The 18,576-nt window shown below is 57.2% G+C and carries 21 protein-coding genes and 1 pseudogene; 16 read left to right on the forward strand and 6 right to left on the reverse strand.

What is annotated here, in order from left to right; translation table 11 throughout:
* Window positions 1-25 precede the first annotated feature (25 nt).
* Entirely contained in the window at window positions 26-721 is a 696-nt protein-coding gene (locus ASD00_RS09740; protein ID WP_057206306.1) for a response regulator transcription factor, read from the forward strand.
* A 33-nt stretch (window positions 722-754) separates the two neighbouring features.
* On the opposite strand, the gene ASD00_RS09745 is transcribed toward ASD00_RS09740, so the two are convergent.
* Both ASD00_RS09745 and ASD00_RS09750 read right to left on the reverse strand, forming a co-directional pair.
* A complete protein-coding gene (locus ASD00_RS09745) occupies window positions 755-1,060 on the reverse strand; it encodes a helix-turn-helix transcriptional regulator (RefSeq protein ID WP_025428883.1) in 306 nt (101 codons plus the stop codon).
* A gap of 4 nt (window positions 1,061-1,064) precedes the next feature.
* Window positions 1,065-2,402, reverse strand: a complete 1,338-nt coding sequence (locus ASD00_RS09750) for a HipA domain-containing protein (RefSeq protein WP_057206308.1) — start codon at window positions 2,400-2,402, stop codon at window positions 1,065-1,067.
* Between the two features lie 463 nt (window positions 2,403-2,865).
* On the opposite strand from ASD00_RS09750, the gene ASD00_RS41580 reads away from it, so the two are divergent.
* Window positions 2,866-3,180: a hypothetical protein gene (locus ASD00_RS41580; protein WP_082523508.1), complete on the forward strand. Its 315-nt coding sequence runs from the start codon at window positions 2,866-2,868 to the stop codon at window positions 3,178-3,180.
* A 330-nt stretch (window positions 3,181-3,510) separates the two neighbouring features.
* Here the strand turns inward: ASD00_RS41580 and ASD00_RS41585 are convergent, their stop codons facing one another.
* Both ASD00_RS41585 and ASD00_RS09765 read right to left on the reverse strand, forming a co-directional pair.
* Entirely contained in the window at window positions 3,511-3,699 is a 189-nt protein-coding gene (locus ASD00_RS41585) for a hypothetical protein (protein ID WP_057206313.1), read from the reverse strand.
* Window positions 3,700-4,347: 648 nt separating this feature from the next.
* Window positions 4,348-4,581 carry a hypothetical protein gene (locus ASD00_RS09765; protein ID WP_057206315.1) on the reverse strand — a complete coding sequence of 78 codons (234 nt, stop codon included), beginning with the start codon at window positions 4,579-4,581 and terminating at the stop codon, window positions 4,348-4,350.
* A 311-nt stretch (window positions 4,582-4,892) separates the two neighbouring features.
* Between ASD00_RS09765 and ASD00_RS09770 the strand changes: the two genes are divergently transcribed.
* Window positions 4,893-5,621 carry a response regulator transcription factor gene (locus ASD00_RS09770; protein ID WP_057206318.1) on the forward strand — a complete coding sequence of 243 codons (729 nt, stop codon included), beginning with the start codon at window positions 4,893-4,895 and terminating at the stop codon, window positions 5,619-5,621.
* Between the two features lie 178 nt (window positions 5,622-5,799).
* Window positions 5,800-7,035 (forward strand): annotated as a pseudogene (locus tag ASD00_RS09775) (aminotransferase class I/II-fold pyridoxal phosphate-dependent enzyme); the annotation flags it as partial.
* A 504-nt stretch (window positions 7,036-7,539) separates the two neighbouring features.
* On the opposite strand, the gene ASD00_RS09780 reads toward ASD00_RS09775, so the two are convergent.
* Window positions 7,540-7,893, reverse strand: coding sequence for a MarR family transcriptional regulator (locus tag ASD00_RS09780; protein ID WP_057206320.1), 354 nt, complete (start codon window positions 7,891-7,893; stop codon window positions 7,540-7,542).
* A gap of 660 nt (window positions 7,894-8,553) precedes the next feature.
* On the reverse strand, window positions 8,554-8,703 hold the full coding sequence (locus tag ASD00_RS42460; protein ID WP_337797716.1) for a hypothetical protein: 150 nt from the start codon (window positions 8,701-8,703) through the stop codon (window positions 8,554-8,556).
* A gap of 54 nt (window positions 8,704-8,757) precedes the next feature.
* Between ASD00_RS42460 and ASD00_RS42465 the strand changes: the two genes are divergently transcribed.
* The 12 genes from ASD00_RS42465 (at window position 8,758) to ASD00_RS09835 (ending at window position 18,568) form a co-directional block, all read left to right on the forward strand.
* On the forward strand, window positions 8,758-9,195 hold the full coding sequence (locus tag ASD00_RS42465) for a hypothetical protein (protein ID WP_337797717.1): 438 nt from the start codon (window positions 8,758-8,760) through the stop codon (window positions 9,193-9,195).
* 12 nt (window positions 9,196-9,207) lie between these two features.
* A complete protein-coding gene (locus tag ASD00_RS09790; protein ID WP_057206323.1) occupies window positions 9,208-9,504 on the forward strand; it encodes a TrbC/VirB2 family protein in 297 nt (98 codons plus the stop codon).
* Window positions 9,505-9,509: 5 nt separating this feature from the next.
* Complete coding sequence (locus tag ASD00_RS09795; protein ID WP_057206435.1) at window positions 9,510-9,836, forward strand: type IV secretion system protein VirB3; 327 nt, start codon at window positions 9,510-9,512, stop codon at window positions 9,834-9,836.
* 3 nt (window positions 9,837-9,839) lie between these two features.
* Entirely contained in the window at window positions 9,840-12,206 is a 2,367-nt protein-coding gene (locus ASD00_RS09800) for a VirB4 family type IV secretion system protein (RefSeq protein ID WP_057206325.1), read from the forward strand.
* Window positions 12,206-12,898 carry a P-type DNA transfer protein VirB5 gene (gene virB5 / locus ASD00_RS09805; protein ID WP_082523513.1) on the forward strand — a complete coding sequence of 231 codons (693 nt, stop codon included), beginning with the start codon at window positions 12,206-12,208 and terminating at the stop codon, window positions 12,896-12,898. The genes ASD00_RS09800 and virB5 overlap by 1 nt, the downstream gene beginning before the upstream one ends.
* Window positions 12,899-13,040: 142 nt before the next feature.
* Window positions 13,041-13,973, forward strand: coding sequence for a type IV secretion system protein (locus ASD00_RS09810; protein WP_057206327.1), 933 nt, complete (start codon window positions 13,041-13,043; stop codon window positions 13,971-13,973).
* A 134-nt stretch (window positions 13,974-14,107) separates the two neighbouring features.
* The gene (locus ASD00_RS38605) at window positions 14,108-14,305 is read left to right on the forward strand and encodes a hypothetical protein (protein ID WP_309141690.1); all 198 of its coding nucleotides are present in this window, start codon (window positions 14,108-14,110) and stop codon (window positions 14,303-14,305) included.
* Window positions 14,302-14,973, forward strand: a complete 672-nt coding sequence (locus ASD00_RS09815) for a virB8 family protein (protein ID WP_057206329.1) — start codon at window positions 14,302-14,304, stop codon at window positions 14,971-14,973. The genes ASD00_RS38605 and ASD00_RS09815 overlap by 4 nt, the downstream gene beginning before the upstream one ends.
* Before the next feature lie 11 nt (window positions 14,974-14,984).
* Window positions 14,985-15,851: a P-type conjugative transfer protein VirB9 gene (gene virB9, locus ASD00_RS09820; RefSeq protein WP_244496033.1), complete on the forward strand. Its 867-nt coding sequence runs from the start codon at window positions 14,985-14,987 to the stop codon at window positions 15,849-15,851.
* Complete coding sequence (gene virB10, locus ASD00_RS09825; RefSeq protein WP_057206331.1) at window positions 15,848-17,020, forward strand: type IV secretion system protein VirB10; 1,173 nt, start codon at window positions 15,848-15,850, stop codon at window positions 17,018-17,020. The genes virB9 and virB10 overlap by 4 nt, the downstream gene beginning before the upstream one ends.
* 10 nt (window positions 17,021-17,030) lie before the next feature.
* Complete coding sequence (gene virB11, locus ASD00_RS09830) at window positions 17,031-18,026, forward strand: P-type DNA transfer ATPase VirB11 (protein ID WP_057206333.1); 996 nt, start codon at window positions 17,031-17,033, stop codon at window positions 18,024-18,026.
* 332 nt (window positions 18,027-18,358) lie between these two features.
* The gene (locus ASD00_RS09835; protein WP_057206335.1) at window positions 18,359-18,568 is read left to right on the forward strand and encodes a dodecin; all 210 of its coding nucleotides are present in this window, start codon (window positions 18,359-18,361) and stop codon (window positions 18,566-18,568) included.
* Window positions 18,569-18,576: the final 8 nt, after the last annotated feature.

The raw sequence follows: 18,576 nt of genomic DNA on the forward strand, positions 1-18,576 counted from the left end.
GAGCGTTTTCCGCAAAGGAGGATAGATGAACGGGCGAATAGTTATCCATACCGAAGACGCGGAGCTTTACCTGCTTCTTAAACACATCCTCACGCTTGAAGGTTTCTCGGCCGAAAACACCAACCGTTTGACCGAGCTGCTGAGCCGTGTTCATCTTGCCCCACCGCTAGCGGTCATTGTCGACTGCTCTGATCCCGACATGAATGCATCTGCCGTCTGCGCCCGCATCAGGGCCAACACAAAGCCTGAGGCAAAGGTTGTGTCTCTCGTGAATACGGCGAACGGCGGCGACGGTCATCACCTGGCCGCGTCAACCGTGGACTGCATCATACACCGTCCGTTCAATCCGGAGCGGTTGCTTGCATTTCTGCGCGGTTTGCGCGCCGATGTGGCGGCGCAATCCAGCACGCAAACACCAACGATATTGCGTTACGCCGACATCGAAATGAACCTCGGTCGGCTTCGCGTCGAGCGAGACGGCCACCCGGTCCTTCTGTCGGCACTCCAGTTTCGTCTGTTGCTGTGCCTGATGCGGGCTCCCGACGTTGTCCATACCCGCGATGACCTAATTGCCGCTGCTTGGCCACCCGATGCAGAGGTCGAACCGCGAACCGTTGATATTCACATTGGACATATAAGACGAGCAATGAAGCGGGCGGGGGCTGATGTCATTCGAACCGTTCGCTCTGTCGGGTACGCGCTTTACCTGCCATCGCATTGACTGAGCGGATTTAATGGCTTTGCAGAACTCTTCCTATTTGTGATCTTCGGCCGGCGAATCCAGGCGTGATTTCGGGACGAACCCCAACGTGAATCCAAAGAGCCGCCCGATCTTGGCAACCGTGTCGACAGTCGGATTTGCTTTCCCGGTTTCAATCTCAGCGACTTGTCTGCGCGTGATGCCAGTCAGTTCCGAAAATTGTTTTTGGTTCAAACCAAGTGCCCTTCGGATCTCAGAAACAGCCTGGGGAAGTCGCAGATCCCCAGCCGCCGCTCTTTCAGCCAGGCGCCGTCTCAATTCCCTCGTTTCTTCCTTGGTGGGTTTCTTCCATCGAGGCATATTCTCACACCCCCGGCGCTGAAGCGGCTGCGTCCAGCACCTTTCCAACAAGCTCGGCGCACCCTGACATTGCGAAATCCACGACTTCCGCGGGCACTCCCATTGCCAGCGATATTTTCGGTGCGTTGGCAAGTCGCTCTGCAAACGTCGCCATCTCCTCAAGAAGCGCGGCCGCTGCTCTCTCGTCCTCCATGAAAACTGCACGGCAGACCTGCCACCAATCAGGATCGCTGTCGCGGTGTGTGTCGCGCATCACTCCCCATCTCGTCGATCTGGCGATGCCTTCGATCGCAAGACGCATCGGCGCGAAATCGAACAGCGGCGCAAGAGTGATGCCTCCACCAGGGGTCTTGCGCAGAGCGGTGTTCCGTCCATGGTTGTCAGGATTGCCCATCGCTCTATTGGTGAGATCGCGTTTCGCGTATTCCACGATATCGATAAATGGTTGGTCCGAATGGCGCTTCAAGACATTCACATAGTCTTCGTGGTCGGCGTTGTGTCCGAACTGCGCGACGCCAATGCTAGAAACCATGCTTTCCTGGCCGAAGCGGCATAGCAGCCCTCCTTGGATCTCCCGATCAAAGCGCGGGATCATCAACACCCCTTGCTCATAGGCCGAGACTTCATGAACCCGCAGGCCGAGCTCTTTGGCAACGCGCGAATAGCCGGATTCCGCCTCCAGGATCAGCCGATCGCGTTCGTTGCTGCTCCTGAGTAGTTTTACGATTACGTGTCGGGTGGCTTCGTCGTCCTTCACAAACGCGTCTGGATAATAGAGACCATCGACCGCTTGTGTTAGAGCGACCTTCGGCCATTCGCCTTGCAGGCCGCTCGATCCTGAGGCGATCATGCCGAACCGGTCGACGACTTCGATGAATTTTTCGCTGCGATTGAAGATGTCGTCTTCAGTGACCCCAGTGCGCGTCACGTTCTTAAGTCGTTCCCGTTCAGCCTCCGCTGCCTGCTTGATGCGGACGTTGCCCACCGGGCTGCCCGCTGCTCTCAGAAGGAGTGGGAGGTCGGATTCACGGTCATCCACACGCAGCCCAAGGTGCTCCGCGAGCTTACGTCGCGCGTGCCCCTGTGGCATGAGGTCTAGTAGGAAAGGAGGCCAAGTCGCCAGATATCGACTCTCAAGGTCTACAGGGAACCTGACAGACATGGCTCTGGCGTCGCCTACCTCACCGTTGGCACTATAATCTGCGGCGGCGAAATTGGCGAAATAGTCGATGTCATACTCAACGATCGACGGCCCCCGATAACCAAGCTGGGCGTCGAGGATCTCAATTGTGCCGCATTCGCGCCAGTCGCTCCTCCAGAATGCTTCGACAGTCAAACGCATTTAATAATCCCCTTTAAGGGATATATTAATAGAGCTTTCGGCTTTTTCCAACCCATCAAAAGGGTCTGTTGTTTTGGTCGAGATTTTACTGCGGAGAAGGACTGAACACAGAATTCGACTCCGTCGAGCGTCCACGATGCGCACCTTGCATGGCGTCCCAGTGCACACCTTGAGATGTCTCAGCGTTGAGAATACGCCAAACCAGAACTTGGAGTTATCGCCACGCACCTCAGTTCAGGCATCCAGGGCGCAATGAGCGGCGGTTGTCGCGGTCTGCGGCCATAGAGAACAACTGCGGCGGCGACATCCTCCTCTGGCGCCAAGTCCCTCGCTCCTTGCGGGCACAGGGCGATTTTGACGCCACAATTATGCAGCTTCTCCCCATTGATCGTAGCACGCGCAGCCGTTCATCGCGGTTCAGGCCAACTAGTTCAGTGTGATAGCCAGTTAGGAGGAGTTTGCGATGAAAAAGCTCTTATCCGCCCTCGCAGCGATTGGCTTAGCTGCGTCTTTCGCCTTACCGCTAAGCGCCGCTCCGATTTTCGTGCCAAAACCCGAACAAGTGCAGACCAGCACTGTCGAACAGGTCAGCCACTGGCGTCATCGTCAATGGCGCGCGGATCGTCGGTGGGATCGCCGCTGGGATAGGCGCCACGCTTGGCGTTCCTGCGGTTACTACGGCAGGTGCTACCCGCGCCATTACGGGTACTACGACGGCTACCGCGACCATTATCGCTACCAGCGTCGATCGGGCGTCACAATCTACATTAATTTCTAGCGGGCTAGCGCGCACAGTACTGCGGCACGTCAATGCACCGACCCCGCGCGTCGTTGTGCGGCTCGCTCGCCTTGCTCGAGAAAAAAGCCGACGAAGTGAGAATCCTAGAACCGGTCGACAGACGCCCGATCCTCTTCTCATCGTCACCGTCGAACCAACCCTTTAAGTCTGTTGCAATCGGCATAGATCCTCCTTGCAGGAGGATGCGCGATGTCAGAAGAATGGCCGATGTATATTTTGCAGTGCGTTGTTGTGATCGGCCTCGTAGGAGCTCTGTTCATCAGGGCAGACTAAACCTCGATAAATACTGCTTCCTGCTTCGACATCTGCTCAGGTCCGCCATTTCGGCGTGCGCTTTGCGTTGTGTAGCAACTCGCGGGCAGTAGCAAAGTGACCGAATAGGTACCTAAGCCTCTTCTCCTCCTCGTAGCAGAGGCGGTGTTTTTTGCAGAAATCGGTCACTGACCAGACTTTCGTTGCTGCCTCAGCAGCAAGTTTCTCGGTTTCTATACGCTCCATGTCGACCTCCCGGCGATTTACATTCGACCACCCTACTAAAGTCTAATGTAGCGGGAAATAAACTAAAACATAGCCACTTTGGGCTATCCCAGTTGTGGCGGCGCGCCTCCTCTCGCAAAACGGCGATTGAGCGGCCGCTCTCCTGTTTACAGGATCGAGCGGCCGCCTTTGTTATTGCGCCGGTGTTGTCGTCGACGGCTGGGTGGTTGACGGTTGGGTAGTCGATGGCTCCGTCGACGGCGTCGTTGTCGATGGCTCGGTAGTGGACGGAGTTGTTGATGGTGCGGTCGTAGTCGGCTCCGTAGTGGATGGAGTCGTGGTGGACGGAGTAGTTGTAGACGGCGCTGTTGACGGTTCCGTAGTGGTTGCCGGCGGAGTTGCCGTTTCTGTCGCGGTGTCGTTCGTCCCTGGCATTAGGAACATCACCGCCAAGATGATGATCACAACAGCGACGACTAGGCCAATTACGGTATTCCGGTTCATGCAGACCCCTCCTAAGTGTGGCTTTCACTTAGGTACATGGAGCGCAGCTTGGGGTTTTCAATGTGGGAAGCCAATGCACGACAAGCTTGGGCGGCATTGGTCTAATAGCGGTGAAGGCAAAGGCTCTGCCTCCCTTCACCTTCCAGCAAACACTTTCCACTCACACTAAGTCGTCTTGCGATCTTTCAGCGTTGAAAATACTCCAAACCAGAATTTGTAGTCATCACTACGCGCCTCAGTCCAGGCGTCCAGTGCGCAATAAGCGGCCGCTGTCGCGGCCTGCGGCCCATAAAGATCGATAGCGGCGGTGACCGCCTCCTCGGCTCTGAAATTTTTCCAGATGCCGTCCTTACCGGCCGTATCGCTGATGCCGGACGATTTAACGAGAATTTTGGACAAGCTCAATCTCCCTGCTGTCCGGCAGGTGATGTTGATGTTGCCGGACGTTGGAACTCCGAATCCGTGAGCCAGCGCTTGTCCTCGTCGGCTATCGATAGCCCTAAGATAGCGGTAACGCTCAGGCTTTGACAATCTTTTGTTGCATCAATAATTGGGAAACTTATTGCAAAATCCAAACATATTGCGAAATGCATCGTAAAATTTGAGGGGTACGGCGAGTTTATGGATCTGATAGGAAGTTAGTTTGTGACATCAAAAAACATGAGGCAACCGATGAAACGTCAGCGAGCAACAGTCGCGGAGGCTGCGCGATGAAGCCTTTGATCCTTATCTGCCCGCGCAACGTAGACATCTACCTCCTGCTCACGCACATCCTGAACGTCGATGGCTTTCGAACCGTGCTGGCCAGTGAGGAAGAGGTCGTCGAGAAAGCTGCGGCGATGAAGCCTGAGGTGATTATCCTAGATACAGGCACAGACGCGGCATCGACTTTAAGGACATGCGCGACGATCAGGTCTAACGAGGTCACCGCCGCAATCCCAACGATCGCTCTCGTTGCAGCCGGCGACGAGCGGCATTATCTGGATCTATTGAAGGCAGGCGTGGATGAAAACTTCGTTCGGCCCGTGTTGCCCATTAGGCTATTGAATTATCTTCATTCTCTTTCAAAACTCGCCGCACGGCCGACGGCAACAGAACCGCCGTTGACCAACACGCTGGCGGATACATTGGCGTTTGGAGGATTGACAATTCATGTGGGGCGGCGGCTGGTGATATATGAAGGGCGCGAGCTGCAACTCGGACCAATCGAGTTCAAGTTGTTGAGCCGGCTTCTCGAGGCTCCCGGCAATGTCTTCACCCGTCAACAATTGATCGAGGTCGCCTGGCCGCCAAACCTCTATGTTCAGTCGCGCACCGTCGATGTGCACATCGGCCACCTGCGTCGTTCGCTGCGACGCCTGACCGGCAGCAATCTCATTCGTACAGTCAGAGCGTCCGGCTACGCGGTGGAGATCAAGTCGCCTATGAGTGAACGTTGAATTTTATCATTCTGTATATTGTGAATTAAGTATTGTATAATTCAGTAATGTGTGGATTGTTATTTGAGTAATTGTTTTTATATTTTACAGAAGATTCAAAAATATTTGTGAAATGCTTCGTTGAATAGGATCGTTACAACGGTCAGTCTCCAGTCAATTCATATTCTGGAGGCACGAAATGTCGATAAACACCAAGACCGGTCCGAACGGCGCAAGCAGGAGCCGCCGGAATACCGATAGTCTCATCCGCCATTCGCGAAGCCACTTCGATGCTGCGCATTTCCATGGGCTCATGGCGCTCTATGCGCGCCCTTCAGTCGGTCGGGCTGTCGTTCTACCGCATGAAGGCGAGCGCCGTGTCGTTGATTTCGTGCGCTGCTCCTATCTGGGGCTCGATAATCATCCGAAGATTATCGATGGCGCAATCGAAGCGCTGATCAATTACGGCGCCTTGCATTGGTCTTGCGCGCGAACCCGCCTCAATTTCGCGATCATCGGCGAACTCGAGATGGCCCTGTCAGAGTTGTTCGATGCGCGCGTGATTGCGTTCAGCACTGTGCTGGCGGCAAACATGAGCGCGCTTCCGTTGATCGCTTCCGGTCACCTGACAGGTGGCACCAAGCCCGTGATGGTTTTTGACCGCCTCGCCCATGCGACGCTTGCCTATCACAAGGGAACGCTCGCTGGTGAAACCAAGGTCGAAACGATTGAGCACAATGACATCGAGGCGCTCGAGGCACTTTGTAAAAAATATCCTGCAGTTGCCTACATTTGCGACGGCGTCTATTCCATGGGAGGTTGTGTCAAGCTCGAACATCTGCGCCAGTTGCAAGATCGTTACGGCTTGTTCCTCTATGTCGATGACGCCCACGGCATCTCCATCTTCGGAGGTAACGGCGAAGGCTATGCCCGGTCGCAGATTGACGGTTCGCTCGGTGACCGCACGATTATTGCAGCATCTCTGGGCAAGGGTTTTGGCGCCTCAGGCGGGTTGCTGATGCTCGGCAACGACCATCAGGAGCAGCTTTTTCGAAGGTTCGGGGTTGCTCATGCATTTTCTGCGTCTTTGAATGTAGCGGCGATCGGCGCTGCACTCGCATCCCAAGCCTTGCATCGCACGCCGGAACTCCAAAATCTCCAGCTTGAGCTGCAGTCACGCATTGCTCTTTTTGACTGCCTCGTTCCAACCCAGCAGCGCGGCTCCTCTCTGCCGATACGAACAGTCGAGATCGGTGACGAATTAAGAGCAATCGCGGCGGCGAGAACTTTGCTGAATAGAGGATTCTACACATCGGCAATTTTCTTTCCGACCGTTCAAAAAGGCCGCGCCGGATTGCGCATATGTCCGACAGCGGGACACAGCGAGGATGATATCAAGGCAATCGGCGAAGCGATCGTAGCCGTCCTCGAAGAGTTCGAGCAAGCGGGGGTGGAGCAAATGCTGACTTCCAACGCTAAATTCGGCTTACCCACGACCGCCAGTGAGCTGTGCATTGAGGTTCCAGGCGCCGCATATGTCGTCAGACGCCTGGCAGAACGTCCGGCACTTGGCCAACTGCTCCAGACGGACGAAGGCGATCTCATTAAATCTGTCGCTGGTGGGAGGATCACAATGTGGGCGCGCGGCAAACGATTGTTTCTGTTTGTGGAGGCAAGTGACCTCCTCACGCGTATCGCGATCGAAGACGTTCTGGCCGTGGAGCTTAGTTCCATCCACCCGACGCTTCCGACCTTGCTGCTGTGGCATGCCGCCAAGTTCGATCGCCTGCAATTTCCGCACCATCGTGAACAAGGGCGACCTTCAATTCCAGTGTAGCGACATGCGCGAAACATGGGCTTTCTCACGCCAGTGAGGCCGCCGCTTCCGCCTCAACCCAATGGAGTGAACCGGCTATGATCAATAAAAGTCTATTGGCGCTCAAGGCGAGCTGGCCTGCTTCAGTCTTGCAAAGAGCGTATCCGATATCTCGAATTCGCGGGCCTTGCCCCGTCCGAGCGCGTTCTTCGCCCAGCCTTCCCTCAAAAGGCCGCGAGCAACCAGCTGGTCGATCGGCTCTGCCGCTCCGCCCCGCGTCAATCCTGTCTTTTCCGTGATGTTTGTCAGCGTCAGCGGGATGTTGGCCAGGTGCAAGGTATAAAGCAGGCTCAGCATTCCCAGCTGCTTGAGGCGAGCCTGCGGGGTCTCTCCCTCTACCGGATTGTCCATGATCTCGCTCATTGCGAGCGACGAAAACGTAATGCTCTGCCAGCGGGCGTCAAATGACGTTGGCATGGATTTAACTGTCATTTTTGTGACACGCAGGCGATCTGACAAATCGCTCCCCCATGGTCTCTCTAGTTGCTCCGCGAGGTTTTCGCATGGTTTTCAGCATCTCTAAGATCGTCCTATCCGGCTCTTTGTCGATTGCAATATATGCCGTGTACGAGACTAAATCCTATGCGGATAATTGGGCATGTGAAGTCCTTCTTTGCCTGTCGAACCCTGGCGGCCCAACCGAGTTTGCGGAATGCCGGCCGTCAATCCACAAGCTTTGGAAACATTTGGCGAAGGGGCGGTCCTTCCCCGTCTGTAGCGGTATCGGTTTTCGAGCGTCTCGTCCGGGGTATGAGCCCTATTACTGCGAAGCTGGGTATCGGCTGAGCCAGCGCAGCGGAGACCGCGGCCGCGAAGCGACATGCATTTCGTTGCGGCCGGTCCCAACAGGCAACGACAGTTGTACGAGGCGGTGGCTGGACGGGCGACAGGCGGGTCAATGGGAATGGGCACAAGGACGACGCGTCTGCGTAGCGTACCGGCTGAAACCGCCGCATGTGCGCCAACACCCCCGCTTCGTCGACCTAACGATTGATGGGGTGGCGCCCCAACGTGTGTGGTTTTGATCCGATGCCCGTCCTATTCGTCGAATTGGCTGAGACCTGCGCACCGACGATCTCAAGCGAGATCCTCGCGGCTGTCGTCAGCATTGAAAGCGGCATTGCGCCGTTGGCGATCCGTATCAACAGTGATCATCCGCTCGGCGCTCCGCCGCGCAATATCGTCGAAGCCGCCGATATTGCGACCAGGCTCATTGCCGAGGGCCATAGCGTGGATCTCGGGCTCGGGGGCATAAGCCCGTCTGACCTTGCGAGCATGGGAATGAGCATCGTCGATGGCTTTGACCCGTGCGAGAACCTCAAGGCCACGGCGCACCTTCTGACGCAATACCGGATCGCTGCGGACCGCGCGGGGTTCGAAGGCACAGAGCTCGAAGCCGTCACGCTGCGCGCCTACTTCGGTCGAGGCGATGCAAAGATCGGTGAGATCGTCGGATACGACCGCCGTGTCGAAAAAGAAAAGGAGCGGTTGAAGCCACGCCTGTCCGAGCTGGAACTGGAAGATGTCACGCGGCAGGCACGGTCGCCGCACCGAGCAATGGGTAGCGGCGACATTGACCCAATGCCGAATGAAGGCGTCCCGCTCGGCGAAGCCGCAAAGGCACAAGAGGTTCAGCCGTTGTCCCGCGGCGGTCAGGATGACTGGGATGTATTCGCTTCGAAAGCGGGCTCTTCGGTTGTCGTTTTTTCCAAACAATAAAGGGAGTTTCGAATGGCCTTACGATCGCATTTAAAGCCTGTTGCTGCGTCGATATTGATCACTGCAGCGACGACCTTGGCGATGATGGAACCAGCCTTCGCCCAGGCCGCTGGCATTGAAAACGTGCTTCAGAACATCGTCGATATGCTGACCGGCAATATCGCGCGCCTGCTCGCGGTCATCGCCATCATAGTCATCTGCATCTCCTGGATGTTCGGTTACATGGATCTGCGCAAGGCAGGATTTTGGATCATCGGTATCGGCGGCATCTTCGGCGCCACCGAACTGGTCAACACGATCGTCGGATGATGCTCATGTCGCGCGCTGCTGCTGTTGAGGAAGACACGCTATTACTTGCTTGCACGCGTCCCATCATGGTTGCCGGGGTGACGATGGAGGCGATGGCGATCAACGTGATGCTGACGACGATCCTGTTCATCGTCGCCGGCTCGATTGTCTATGCCCTGGTTGGCGTGGTTTTCCATCTCGCTTTCAAAGCACTCGTCAAGCACGACCATAATATGTTTCGCGTCCTCGTTGCCTGCATTGAAACGCGAGGCAGGGCGCGCAACGCGGTTCTGTGGGGAGGCTCGACTGTCACTCCCTTGCGCCTTGATCATGTTTTGGCCGGGAGGATCTAGACCTTGACTAGTCTTGCTAAGTTCAAAGCCCGCGAACTGGAACCGGAAACCTTTATTCCCTACGTTCGTCATATCGATGAGACCGTCATTGGCCTCGACTCTCGCGCTTTGATGACGGTCATCGCCCTTGAAGGCATCGCTTTTGAAACAGCTGATCCCCTCGATATCAATGCGTTTCACCGCGATCTCAACACGCTTTATCGCAACATCGCCGATGAGCGGTTGGCGCTATGGGCACATGTCATCCGTCGGCGCGACAATGACTATCCGCACGGCATTTATGCCAATGCCTTCTCCGCCAGCCTCAATCAAAAATACCGCGACAGGATGGTTGGCGAGGATCTCTTTCGCAACGATCTCTATCTGACGCTGGTGTGGCATCCGGCCCGCCATCCTGCCCGCAAGATTGCAACGTTGCTGACCAGGCTAAAGACCGCACGGGCCACTGGCTTCGAACTTGATCGCCAGGCCCTCAAACATCTGGTCGACGTGACGACCGACGTCTCAGCCGGCTTGGCGCGCTTCGCGCCGCGCATTTTATCGATCTATGAGCGCGACGGCATTGTCTTTTCCGAGCCGAGTGAGGTGCTCCATCAACTGGTCGGCGGCAGGCGAGAACCGATCCCGCTTACGCAAGGGCGCATTTCTTCAGCGATTTACTCCGACCGGGTCATCATTGGCCGGGAAACCGCCGAGATACGACATGAAGCCGCGAGCCGTTTCGCCGGCATGTTCGGGTTCAAGGAGTACCCGGCGCGCACCCGCACTGGCATGCTTGATGACCTGCTGACGGCACCGTTCGAGCTCATCCTCACTCAGTCATTCGCCTTTGTCAGCAAGGCCGACGCCAAGGTGATAATGGGGCGCAAGCAGAACCAGATGGTCAGCGCTGGCGACAGGGCAAGTTCACAACTGCACGAGCTTGCAGACGCCCTCGACGATCTGGAATCAAACCGGTTCGCCCTGGGCGAACATCATCTGACGCTCGCAGTCTTTGCGCCATCGGTGACCGAGCTCAATGACAATCTGGCAAAGTCGCGCGCGCACCTCACCATTGGGGGTGCAGTCGTTGCCCGTGAGGATCTCGGGCTCGAAGCAGCCTGGTGGGCGCAGCTTCCGGGCAATTTTCGCTATCGGGCCCGCTCTGGCGCAATCACGTCCAAAAATTTCGCCGCTCTTTCGCCGTTCCATTCCTATCCCCGCGGTCAGGAGCACGGTAACGAATGGGGCCCCGCCGTCGCTCTCCTGAAAACCGCGTCCGGATCGCCGTTCTATTTCAACTTCCATCATGGCGATCTCGGCAATACTTTCGTCTGCGGACCGACAGGATCGGGCAAAACCGTCGTCGTCAATTTCATGCTCTCCCAGTTGCAGAAGCATGATCCGCATATTGTCTTCTTCGATAAGGACCGCGGCGCCGATCTGTTCGTGCGCGCCGCAGGCGGGATTTATCTGCCGCTGCGAAATGGTGCGCCAACCGGATGCGCACCACTTAAGGGTCTTGAGCTCACGCCGCAGAACAAGGTCTTTCTGTCCCAATGGATCGCGAAGCTTGTCGGCTCGAAGGCGCGTGAGCTTTCCGTTACCGAAGTCCGCGATATTGCCGGCGCCATCGAGGGAATTGCTGACCTTTCGCGCGATGAGCGCACCATAGGGGCGCTGCGTGCTTTCCTTGACAACACCGATCCCGAGGGCATAGCGGCGCGCCTGCGTCGCTGGGAAAAAGGTGGGCCGCTTGGCTGGGTTTTCGACAATGAGGCCGACGACATAGGCATCGGGGCCAAGTTCCTCGGTTATGACATGACGCATTTTCTCGACAATGAGGAAATCCGCACGCCACTGATGGCCTATCTGTTTTATCGGGTCGAGCAGTTGATCGACGGTCGCCGGATCATCATCGTCATCGACGAATTCTGGAAGGCGCTTGCCGACGAGGCCTTCCGCGATCTTGCCCAAAATAAGCTGAAGACGATCCGCAAGCAGAACGGATTGATGCTGTTTGCCACGCAAAGCCCACGCGACGCTATCGGTTCACCGATTGCACATACGATCATCGAACAATGCCCGACACAGCTATTCATGCCGAATGCGCGTGGAAGTCATGCCGATTATGTCGATGGTTTCAAGCTGACGGAGCGTGAGTTCGAACTGATATCGTGTGCACTCTCCAACGATGCGAGGCGGTTTATCGTCAAGCAGGGCCACAACAGTGTTGTCGCCGAACTCAATCTCGCAGGCTTCGACGATGAACTCGCCGTGTTGTCCGGGCGCACCGCCAATGTCGAACTGGGGGATCGTATCCGTGCGGACGTAGGAGACGATCCGTCCGCCTGGTTGCCACTGTTCCAGCAAATGAGGAGTAAAAGCTGATGATCAGGAAGATGACAGCGATGATCGCTGCAGCCGCAGTGCTTTATGCAACAGGGACCTCAGGGCAGGGGATCCCGGTTGTCGATAACGCTGCAATCGCCAAACACATAGAGAGCATTGCCCAGTTGACCAAGCAACTGGATACGATGAAGGCGCAGCTTGATCAGGCGCAGCAGCTTTACGGCTCCCTGAACAAGCTGACCGATATGGCTGATATCGCAACCATCTTGAACGATCCGGCGATCCGCAACGCACTACCCGACGATTTCTCAGCCGTCCAAGGGCTGCTGAAGGGCTCAGGCGCCGGCGCCTTTGGCGATTCCGCCACGAGGTTCCTCGATGACAACAGCATCTATAAAACCAGCGCCAACGATTTCTACGCCTCAGAACTTGCTCGTATGCAGAACCGCAACGCCGGTCAGATGAGCCTCGGGCAGCAGATCTATGACGCGGCAACCAAGCGCATCGATGGCATCGACGAGTTGCGCAAACGGATTGCCGCGGCCGGAGACGCCAAGGACATAGCAGACCTTCAGGCCCGGCTGCTTGCCGAAACCGCCTTTCTCGAGACGGACACCCTGCGCATGCAGGCACTGCAGATGATCCAGCAAGCGCAGGTTCAGGTTGATCTGCAACGCCAGGCCGAAGACTGGCGCAAACGGATGGACGCAATGGGAGCCGCACTCAAATGACAACGTCGATGCCGACCCGTCTGCTGTTGCCCGCCGCCTGCTCGCACGGTGAGGTTCTCACCGAATTGAACCGCTTGGCCGAGGCGGTCCGTGGCAAGGCTCGGCTCGAGCGAACGAACAAGGCGTTTGGGGGCTAAGGCGGATGTACCAGGTCTTTGCTTTCCTCGACAATCAATTCAAGGCTCCACTTGAGAGTTTCATTTCTTCCGGAACATCCAACATCAGCACGTGGGTGGCGGGGCCGTTGACGGCGGCCCTCGTGCTCTATGTCGTCCTCTATGGCTATCTGGTTCTCAGAGGGTCCATCGAAACGCCTGTGCTGGAGTTTGCCTACCGCGCGATCAAGCTCGGCATTTTGGTGATGCTCGTGCGCGATGCTGCCGACTATCGGGCGTTTGTAACTGATCTATTCTTCACCAGTCTGCCGCAGGAAATCTCCACGGCGCTCAACACCGGCACCGTACCGAGTGCGTCGACATTTGATGCACTGCTCGACAAGGGGCAGGCGTCGGCCAACCAAATCTGGAACAGAAGCTCTTGGCCGCTCGACATCGCGACCGCGTTCGGTGGCCTCTTGATGGTCGTCATTACATTCGTCGTCGCTGCTATCGGCTATATCGTCTCCCTCTATGCCCGCGTCGCACTCGCCATCATTCTGGCACTCGGTCCCATTTTCATTGCACTGGCGATGTTTCAGAGCACGCGGCGCTTCACCGAAGCCTGGATCGGCCAACTGGTTAATTTCGTTATCTTACAGGTCCTGGTCGTTGCGGTCGGCTCGCTGCTGATCACGACGCTCGACACGTCGTTCACCACCGTCGAAGCCTACGAGGACGTCTTGATGCGGCCGATAGCGATCGGAGCCATTGGGATCGCAAGCCTCTATGTCTTTTATCAGCTCCCCGGTATCGCAGCATCCCTTGCTGCCGGTGGTGCGTCGCTCACCTATGGCTACTCTGCGGCACGCGATGCGCATGAGAGTACGCTCACCTCCGGAGCAGTCGCTGTCCAGCGCATCGCGCGACGCGGTATGCGCGCCGCCGTTCGCCGCTTGTCGGCACACGACACGTCGTGACCTGCCGATGCTCTTCCAGCAAGGTGCCTCAACGGCGCTGCGACCCCTTTACGGATGAACAAAGGATACCGGTCGATATGCCGCGAACTGTCTTCTGCCTCCTATTGTTGGCCCTGGTCAGCGGATGCAACACGATGACGTCTCATCTCCCGAAATGCGACGGATACGCCAAACGCCCGCTCAACCGTTCAATGTGGCAATGGGAGGGCGGCAAACAGCATTCTGCAAAACCGCTCGGTTACCTGCGTGAACAGCCTGTTCCGGCGGCCTTCGAGGAGTTTGACGAACGCGCGTCCTATCGCAAATGCGCCGAGGCGCTGGGGCGCCAATGATCACCCCGGATGGTTTGAAGGCCTATTTCGACAGGGCGCGCCGTTTCGATCAGGATCGCTTGATAAGCGTCGAACGTTCGGCACGAATTGCCTGGACTATTGCGATTGTTGCAAGTTTCGTTGCCTGCGCCGCCGTCTTTGCCGTCGCTGCGCTCGCGCCATTAAAGACGGCCGTGCCATTCGTCGTGCGTGTCGACAATTCGACCGGTATTGTCGACGTGGTATCGGCCCTGACCTCGGGGGCTGGAAGCTACGACGAAGCGGTGACGAAGTATTTTGCTGCGCGCTATGTCAGGGCGCGCGAAGGCTATGTTTGGTCGGAGGCCAAGGAGAATTTCGAGACCGTCTCACTCCTGTCGGCGCAACCCGAGCAGATGCGCTTTGCCACCCTTTACCGCGGCAGCAATCCCCACTCCCCACAAAATGTTTACGGGCGCGGTTCGACGGTGAAAGTCACGATCAAGTCGATCTCCCTGATCAACGCAAACGTCGTGTCGGTGCGCTTTCTCAGCACCATCACCCGGGCAGACGATGTGCGCACAACTCATTGGGTGGCGACGCTCACTTATTCCTATGTCAATGCCCCGGTCTCCTCGACCGACCGGCTGGTCAATCCGCTTGGCTTCGTCGTCAGTGATTATCGGGCAGATCCGGAGGCGATCAATTGAAGACAATTTCATTGCCAGTCTTTGCCGCCCTTGTCGCCGTCACAACGGTGTTTCATCCAGCCTTGGCCCTCGATATTCCGAGCGGCGCCGGGCAGGACAACCGTGTTCGTTTCGTCAACTACCAGCCGTACAACATCACCCGCATCGTCGGCACGCTGCGCTCGTCGGTTCAGGTGGAGTTTGCGCCCAATGAGGAGATCGCGCATGTGGCGCTTGGCAATTCGGTAGCTTGGGAGGTGGCGCCAGCCGGCAATATTCTGTTCCTAAAACCGCGCGAAAACCAGCCGATCACCAACATCTCCATAGTCACGACAAGACGAGATGGCTCAAAGCGCAGCTACCAGATGGAGCTTACAGTGCGCGACGGCTCCGTTGCTGCCGGACAAGATACCTACTTCTATGTGAAGTACCGCTATCCCACTGACGAGGCGCAGCGCCGGCGCCTGGAAGCGCAGGCCCGTGGCCAAGCGGAGAAAGCCGATGCTGCAAATGACGCTTTGGCGCTCCATGAGCAATATGGCCCGCGCAACTGGCAATATTCGGTGCAAGGATCTGCCGCGATCGAACCGCAGGCCGTTTACGACAACGGCAAGCTTACAACTTTTGTCTTCGGCGACAATCGGGAGATCCCGGCAATCTACCTTGAGAACTCCGACGGAACCGAAAGTCTCGTCTCAAAATCCATCTCCGGTGGTCTCGTGCTCGTTCATGCCATCAGCCGCAAGTTCATCCTGCGTCGTGGAGCGGATGTGATCTGCGTCTTCAACGAGGGCCACCCTCTTGGCGCCGACAACCCCGGGACACATACGACCTCTCCATCGGTGGAGAGGGTCGTCAAGGCAGCAGATGAGGACACAGCCCAAAGAGACGCACAATGACAGACGATGTTCCAACGACGATACCCGGCGAACGCGGACATGCCCAGCTTCCCCAAGGGTTCGACAGCAACCCGGCTCTCAGACGCGGCGCCGTTGTCGCAGCTATCCTCGCCTTCATCGGCTTCGGGCTGTGGTCGATGCGTTCGCAGACCCTTGACCCGAATGCCAATCGTGAGGAGCGGGTGGTCATCCGGCAAGCGACGGACTTCGAGCCGGCAAAAGAGGAGCCCAAGACGGTGGAGCCATTGCCCGAAGTCAAATTGCCAACGCCGGTTGTCGCCGAAGCGCCCACCGAACCCGAAAAGGACGAGCTTCTGGACTCTGCGCGGCGAGCCCCAGTCATGGCCTTCAGCGCAGGCCAAGTGATCGATCGCCGTTCCGAATACACGCAAACACCGCCGGATCAAGCTTCGACCTATCTGCCCATTAATGGCGCGCTTGGCGGCGAGGGAGGCGAAAACGAAGATCAGCGTTTCGACCGGATGCTGAAGCCGACACGGCTCGAAGGTTCGCGAGCCGGACATCTCGGCAACCGGAACTATATCGTCGCGATGGGGACTTCGATCCCGTGCGTGCTCGAAACGGCTCTGTCTTCTGACCAGCCTGGCTTCGCCAGCTGTGTCATCAATCGCGACGTGTTTTCGGATAACGGCCGTGTGGTGCTGATGGAGAAGGGCACGCAGATTGTCGGCGAATACCGCGGCGGTCTGCGGCGCGGCCAGAAGCGGCTCTTCGTCCTCTGGAACCGTGCGAAAACGCCAACCGGTGTCATCATTGCGCTTGCTTCACCCGCAACCGATGCGCTCGGTCGCGCCGGTTTTGACGGTCATGTCGACAGTCATTGGTGGGAGCGCTTCGGCAGTGCTTTGCTCCTGTCGATCGTTGGTGATGTGGCGAGCTTTGGCGGAAGGCAATTACAGGATCAGGACGTCGACGCGGAGGGTACGACGAGCGCCGGCAGGCAAGCGGCAGCGATCGCGGTCGAGCAATCGATTAATATTGTCCCGACGCTCAGCAAGCATCAGGGCGAGCTCGTGTCGATTTTCGTGGCACGTGATCTCGATTTTTCCCGGATCTACGAATTGCGGGTGACCGAACCACGCAACACTCTTCTCAATCGTTCTGTCCTCGGCGACTTCAGCAAACGCGCGCGCGTGGTAACGAAATGAGGATGAGCGCATGACGGGAACGTGCGACGCGCCTGTCGTGCGCCAGCTTCTCCAGCCGATCGCGGGGTTGCTGCAAAACCCCACACTCTATGAGGTGGTCATCAACCGGCCGGGCGAAGTCCTGGCTGAAGGGTCCGCTGGCTGGTCGCGCTTTGACGTTGCGGAACTGACCTTTGACAGGTTGATGCGTCTTGCCCGCGCCGTTGCCAGTCATTCGCATCAGGCGATCGACGAGGCGAGGCCGATCCTTTCGGCAACTCTTCCGGACGACGAGCGTATTCAGATCGTTATCCCGCCGGCAACAACAAAAGGCACGGTTAGCATCACCATTCGCAAACCCTCATCGGTGTCCCTGTCGTTAGGGGGCCTCGACGCAGCAGGACTATTTACCGTGACCGCCGCGGCGGGCGATCGGGCCGACAGTCCGGACACAAGGCTGTCTAAGCTTTACAAAGCCGGAAACTATGCGGCGTTCCTGGAGCAATCGGTTGTCGCCCGGAAGAACATCATTATTTCCGGGGCGACCGGCTCGGGTAAAACCACGCTGTCGAAGGCGCTGATCCAGCACATTCCGACGTTCGAGCGCATTATCACAATCGAGGACACAGCCGAGCTGGTCATACCGCAACCAAACCACGTTCGACTGTTCTATTCGAAGGGGGAACAGGGCCTTGCGAATATCGGTCCCAAGGAGCTGCTGGAGTCAAGCCTGCGGATGCGTCCCGATCGTGTCCTGCTGCAGGAACTGCGCGACGGCACGGCTTTCTACTACATCCGAAATATCAACTCCGGACATCCAGGGTCCATCACCACTGTGCACGCTGACTCGGCGGCCCTCGCGTTTGAGCAGCTGACCCTCCTCGTTAAGGAATCCGACGGCGGGCAGGATCTCGCCCGCGACGATATCCGCAACCTCTTGAAGATGATGGTCGATGTGGTCATTCAATGCAAACGGGTGGAGGGCAAGTTCCGGGTGACAGAGATATGGCTAAGTCGCTCGGCATAGTGTCCTCCGCCACAGCGCCCGGGGTGCTATCATCCGTCTCACCAAGCCCCTCATGACGAGGGGCGCCGCAAGTTCTCTAAGGATTGCGCGGCCCAGGCACACCAGGTCAACCGGGTCGATTGATCTCCGGCTCGCGGTGGCCTTTGCCTCTACATTGTTTGACAGCAACCCGGTATTGCCGGATCGTTGGGTTCGCTGTGCATGCAAGCAGTCCCTTGGCGCAGCGTTGTCGGTGTGACGATGCCCGCTCTATTGAGCAGCAACCCCGTCGAGCGGTGCCCTCGAGCCCCTTTTGAAGCCAAGCGTAGCCTGAACCTATACGGGAGGATAACGTGAGCGACCATGTCTACAAGAAGGTAGAACTTATCGGTAGTTCGAAAGTCTCGGTGACCGAGGCAATCGAGACGGCGATTATGCGGGCCTCTAAAACAATGAGAAATCTCGAATGGTTCGAGGTGGATCAAATCCGGGGACAGATCAAGGATGGGGCGGTGGCGTGCTATCAGGTGGTTGTGAAGGTCGGATTTCGGATCGACGATTGACACGCTAG

It is taken from the genome of Ensifer sp. Root31 (genome assembly GCF_001424825.1).
GTDB lineage: Bacteria > Pseudomonadota > Alphaproteobacteria > Rhizobiales > Rhizobiaceae > Ensifer > Ensifer canadensis.

Coding starts and splice junctions, on each gene's coding strand:
- ASD00_RS09740 (WP_057206306.1), top strand. CDS start 26: ATGAACGGGCGAATAGTTATCCATACCGAAGACGCGGAGCTTTACCTG.
- ASD00_RS09745 (WP_025428883.1), bottom strand. CDS start 1,060: ATGCCTCGATGGAAGAAACCCACCAAGGAAGAAACGAGGGAATTGAGA.
- ASD00_RS09750 (WP_057206308.1), bottom strand. CDS start 2,402: ATGCGTTTGACTGTCGAAGCATTCTGGAGGAGCGACTGGCGCGAATGC.
- ASD00_RS41580 (WP_082523508.1), top strand. CDS start 2,866: ATGAAAAAGCTCTTATCCGCCCTCGCAGCGATTGGCTTAGCTGCGTCT.
- ASD00_RS41585 (WP_057206313.1), bottom strand. CDS start 3,699: ATGGAGCGTATAGAAACCGAGAAACTTGCTGCTGAGGCAGCAACGAAA.
- ASD00_RS09770 (WP_057206318.1), top strand. CDS start 4,893: ATGAAGCCTTTGATCCTTATCTGCCCGCGCAACGTAGACATCTACCTC.
- ASD00_RS09780 (WP_057206320.1), bottom strand. CDS start 7,893: ATGCCAACGTCATTTGACGCCCGCTGGCAGAGCATTACGTTTTCGTCG.
- ASD00_RS42460 (WP_337797716.1), bottom strand. CDS start 8,703: ATGGCCCTCGGCAATGAGCCTGGTCGCAATATCGGCGGCTTCGACGAT.
- ASD00_RS42465 (WP_337797717.1), top strand. CDS start 8,758: ATGAGCATCGTCGATGGCTTTGACCCGTGCGAGAACCTCAAGGCCACG.
- ASD00_RS09790 (WP_057206323.1), top strand. CDS start 9,208: ATGGCCTTACGATCGCATTTAAAGCCTGTTGCTGCGTCGATATTGATC.
- ASD00_RS09795 (WP_057206435.1), top strand. CDS start 9,510: ATGTCGCGCGCTGCTGCTGTTGAGGAAGACACGCTATTACTTGCTTGC.
- virB5 (WP_082523513.1), top strand. CDS start 12,206: ATGATCAGGAAGATGACAGCGATGATCGCTGCAGCCGCAGTGCTTTAT.
- ASD00_RS09810 (WP_057206327.1), top strand. CDS start 13,041: ATGTACCAGGTCTTTGCTTTCCTCGACAATCAATTCAAGGCTCCACTT.
- ASD00_RS38605 (WP_309141690.1), top strand. CDS start 14,108: ATGACGTCTCATCTCCCGAAATGCGACGGATACGCCAAACGCCCGCTC.
- ASD00_RS09815 (WP_057206329.1), top strand. CDS start 14,302: ATGATCACCCCGGATGGTTTGAAGGCCTATTTCGACAGGGCGCGCCGT.
- virB10 (WP_057206331.1), top strand. CDS start 15,848: ATGACAGACGATGTTCCAACGACGATACCCGGCGAACGCGGACATGCC.
- virB11 (WP_057206333.1), top strand. CDS start 17,031: ATGACGGGAACGTGCGACGCGCCTGTCGTGCGCCAGCTTCTCCAGCCG.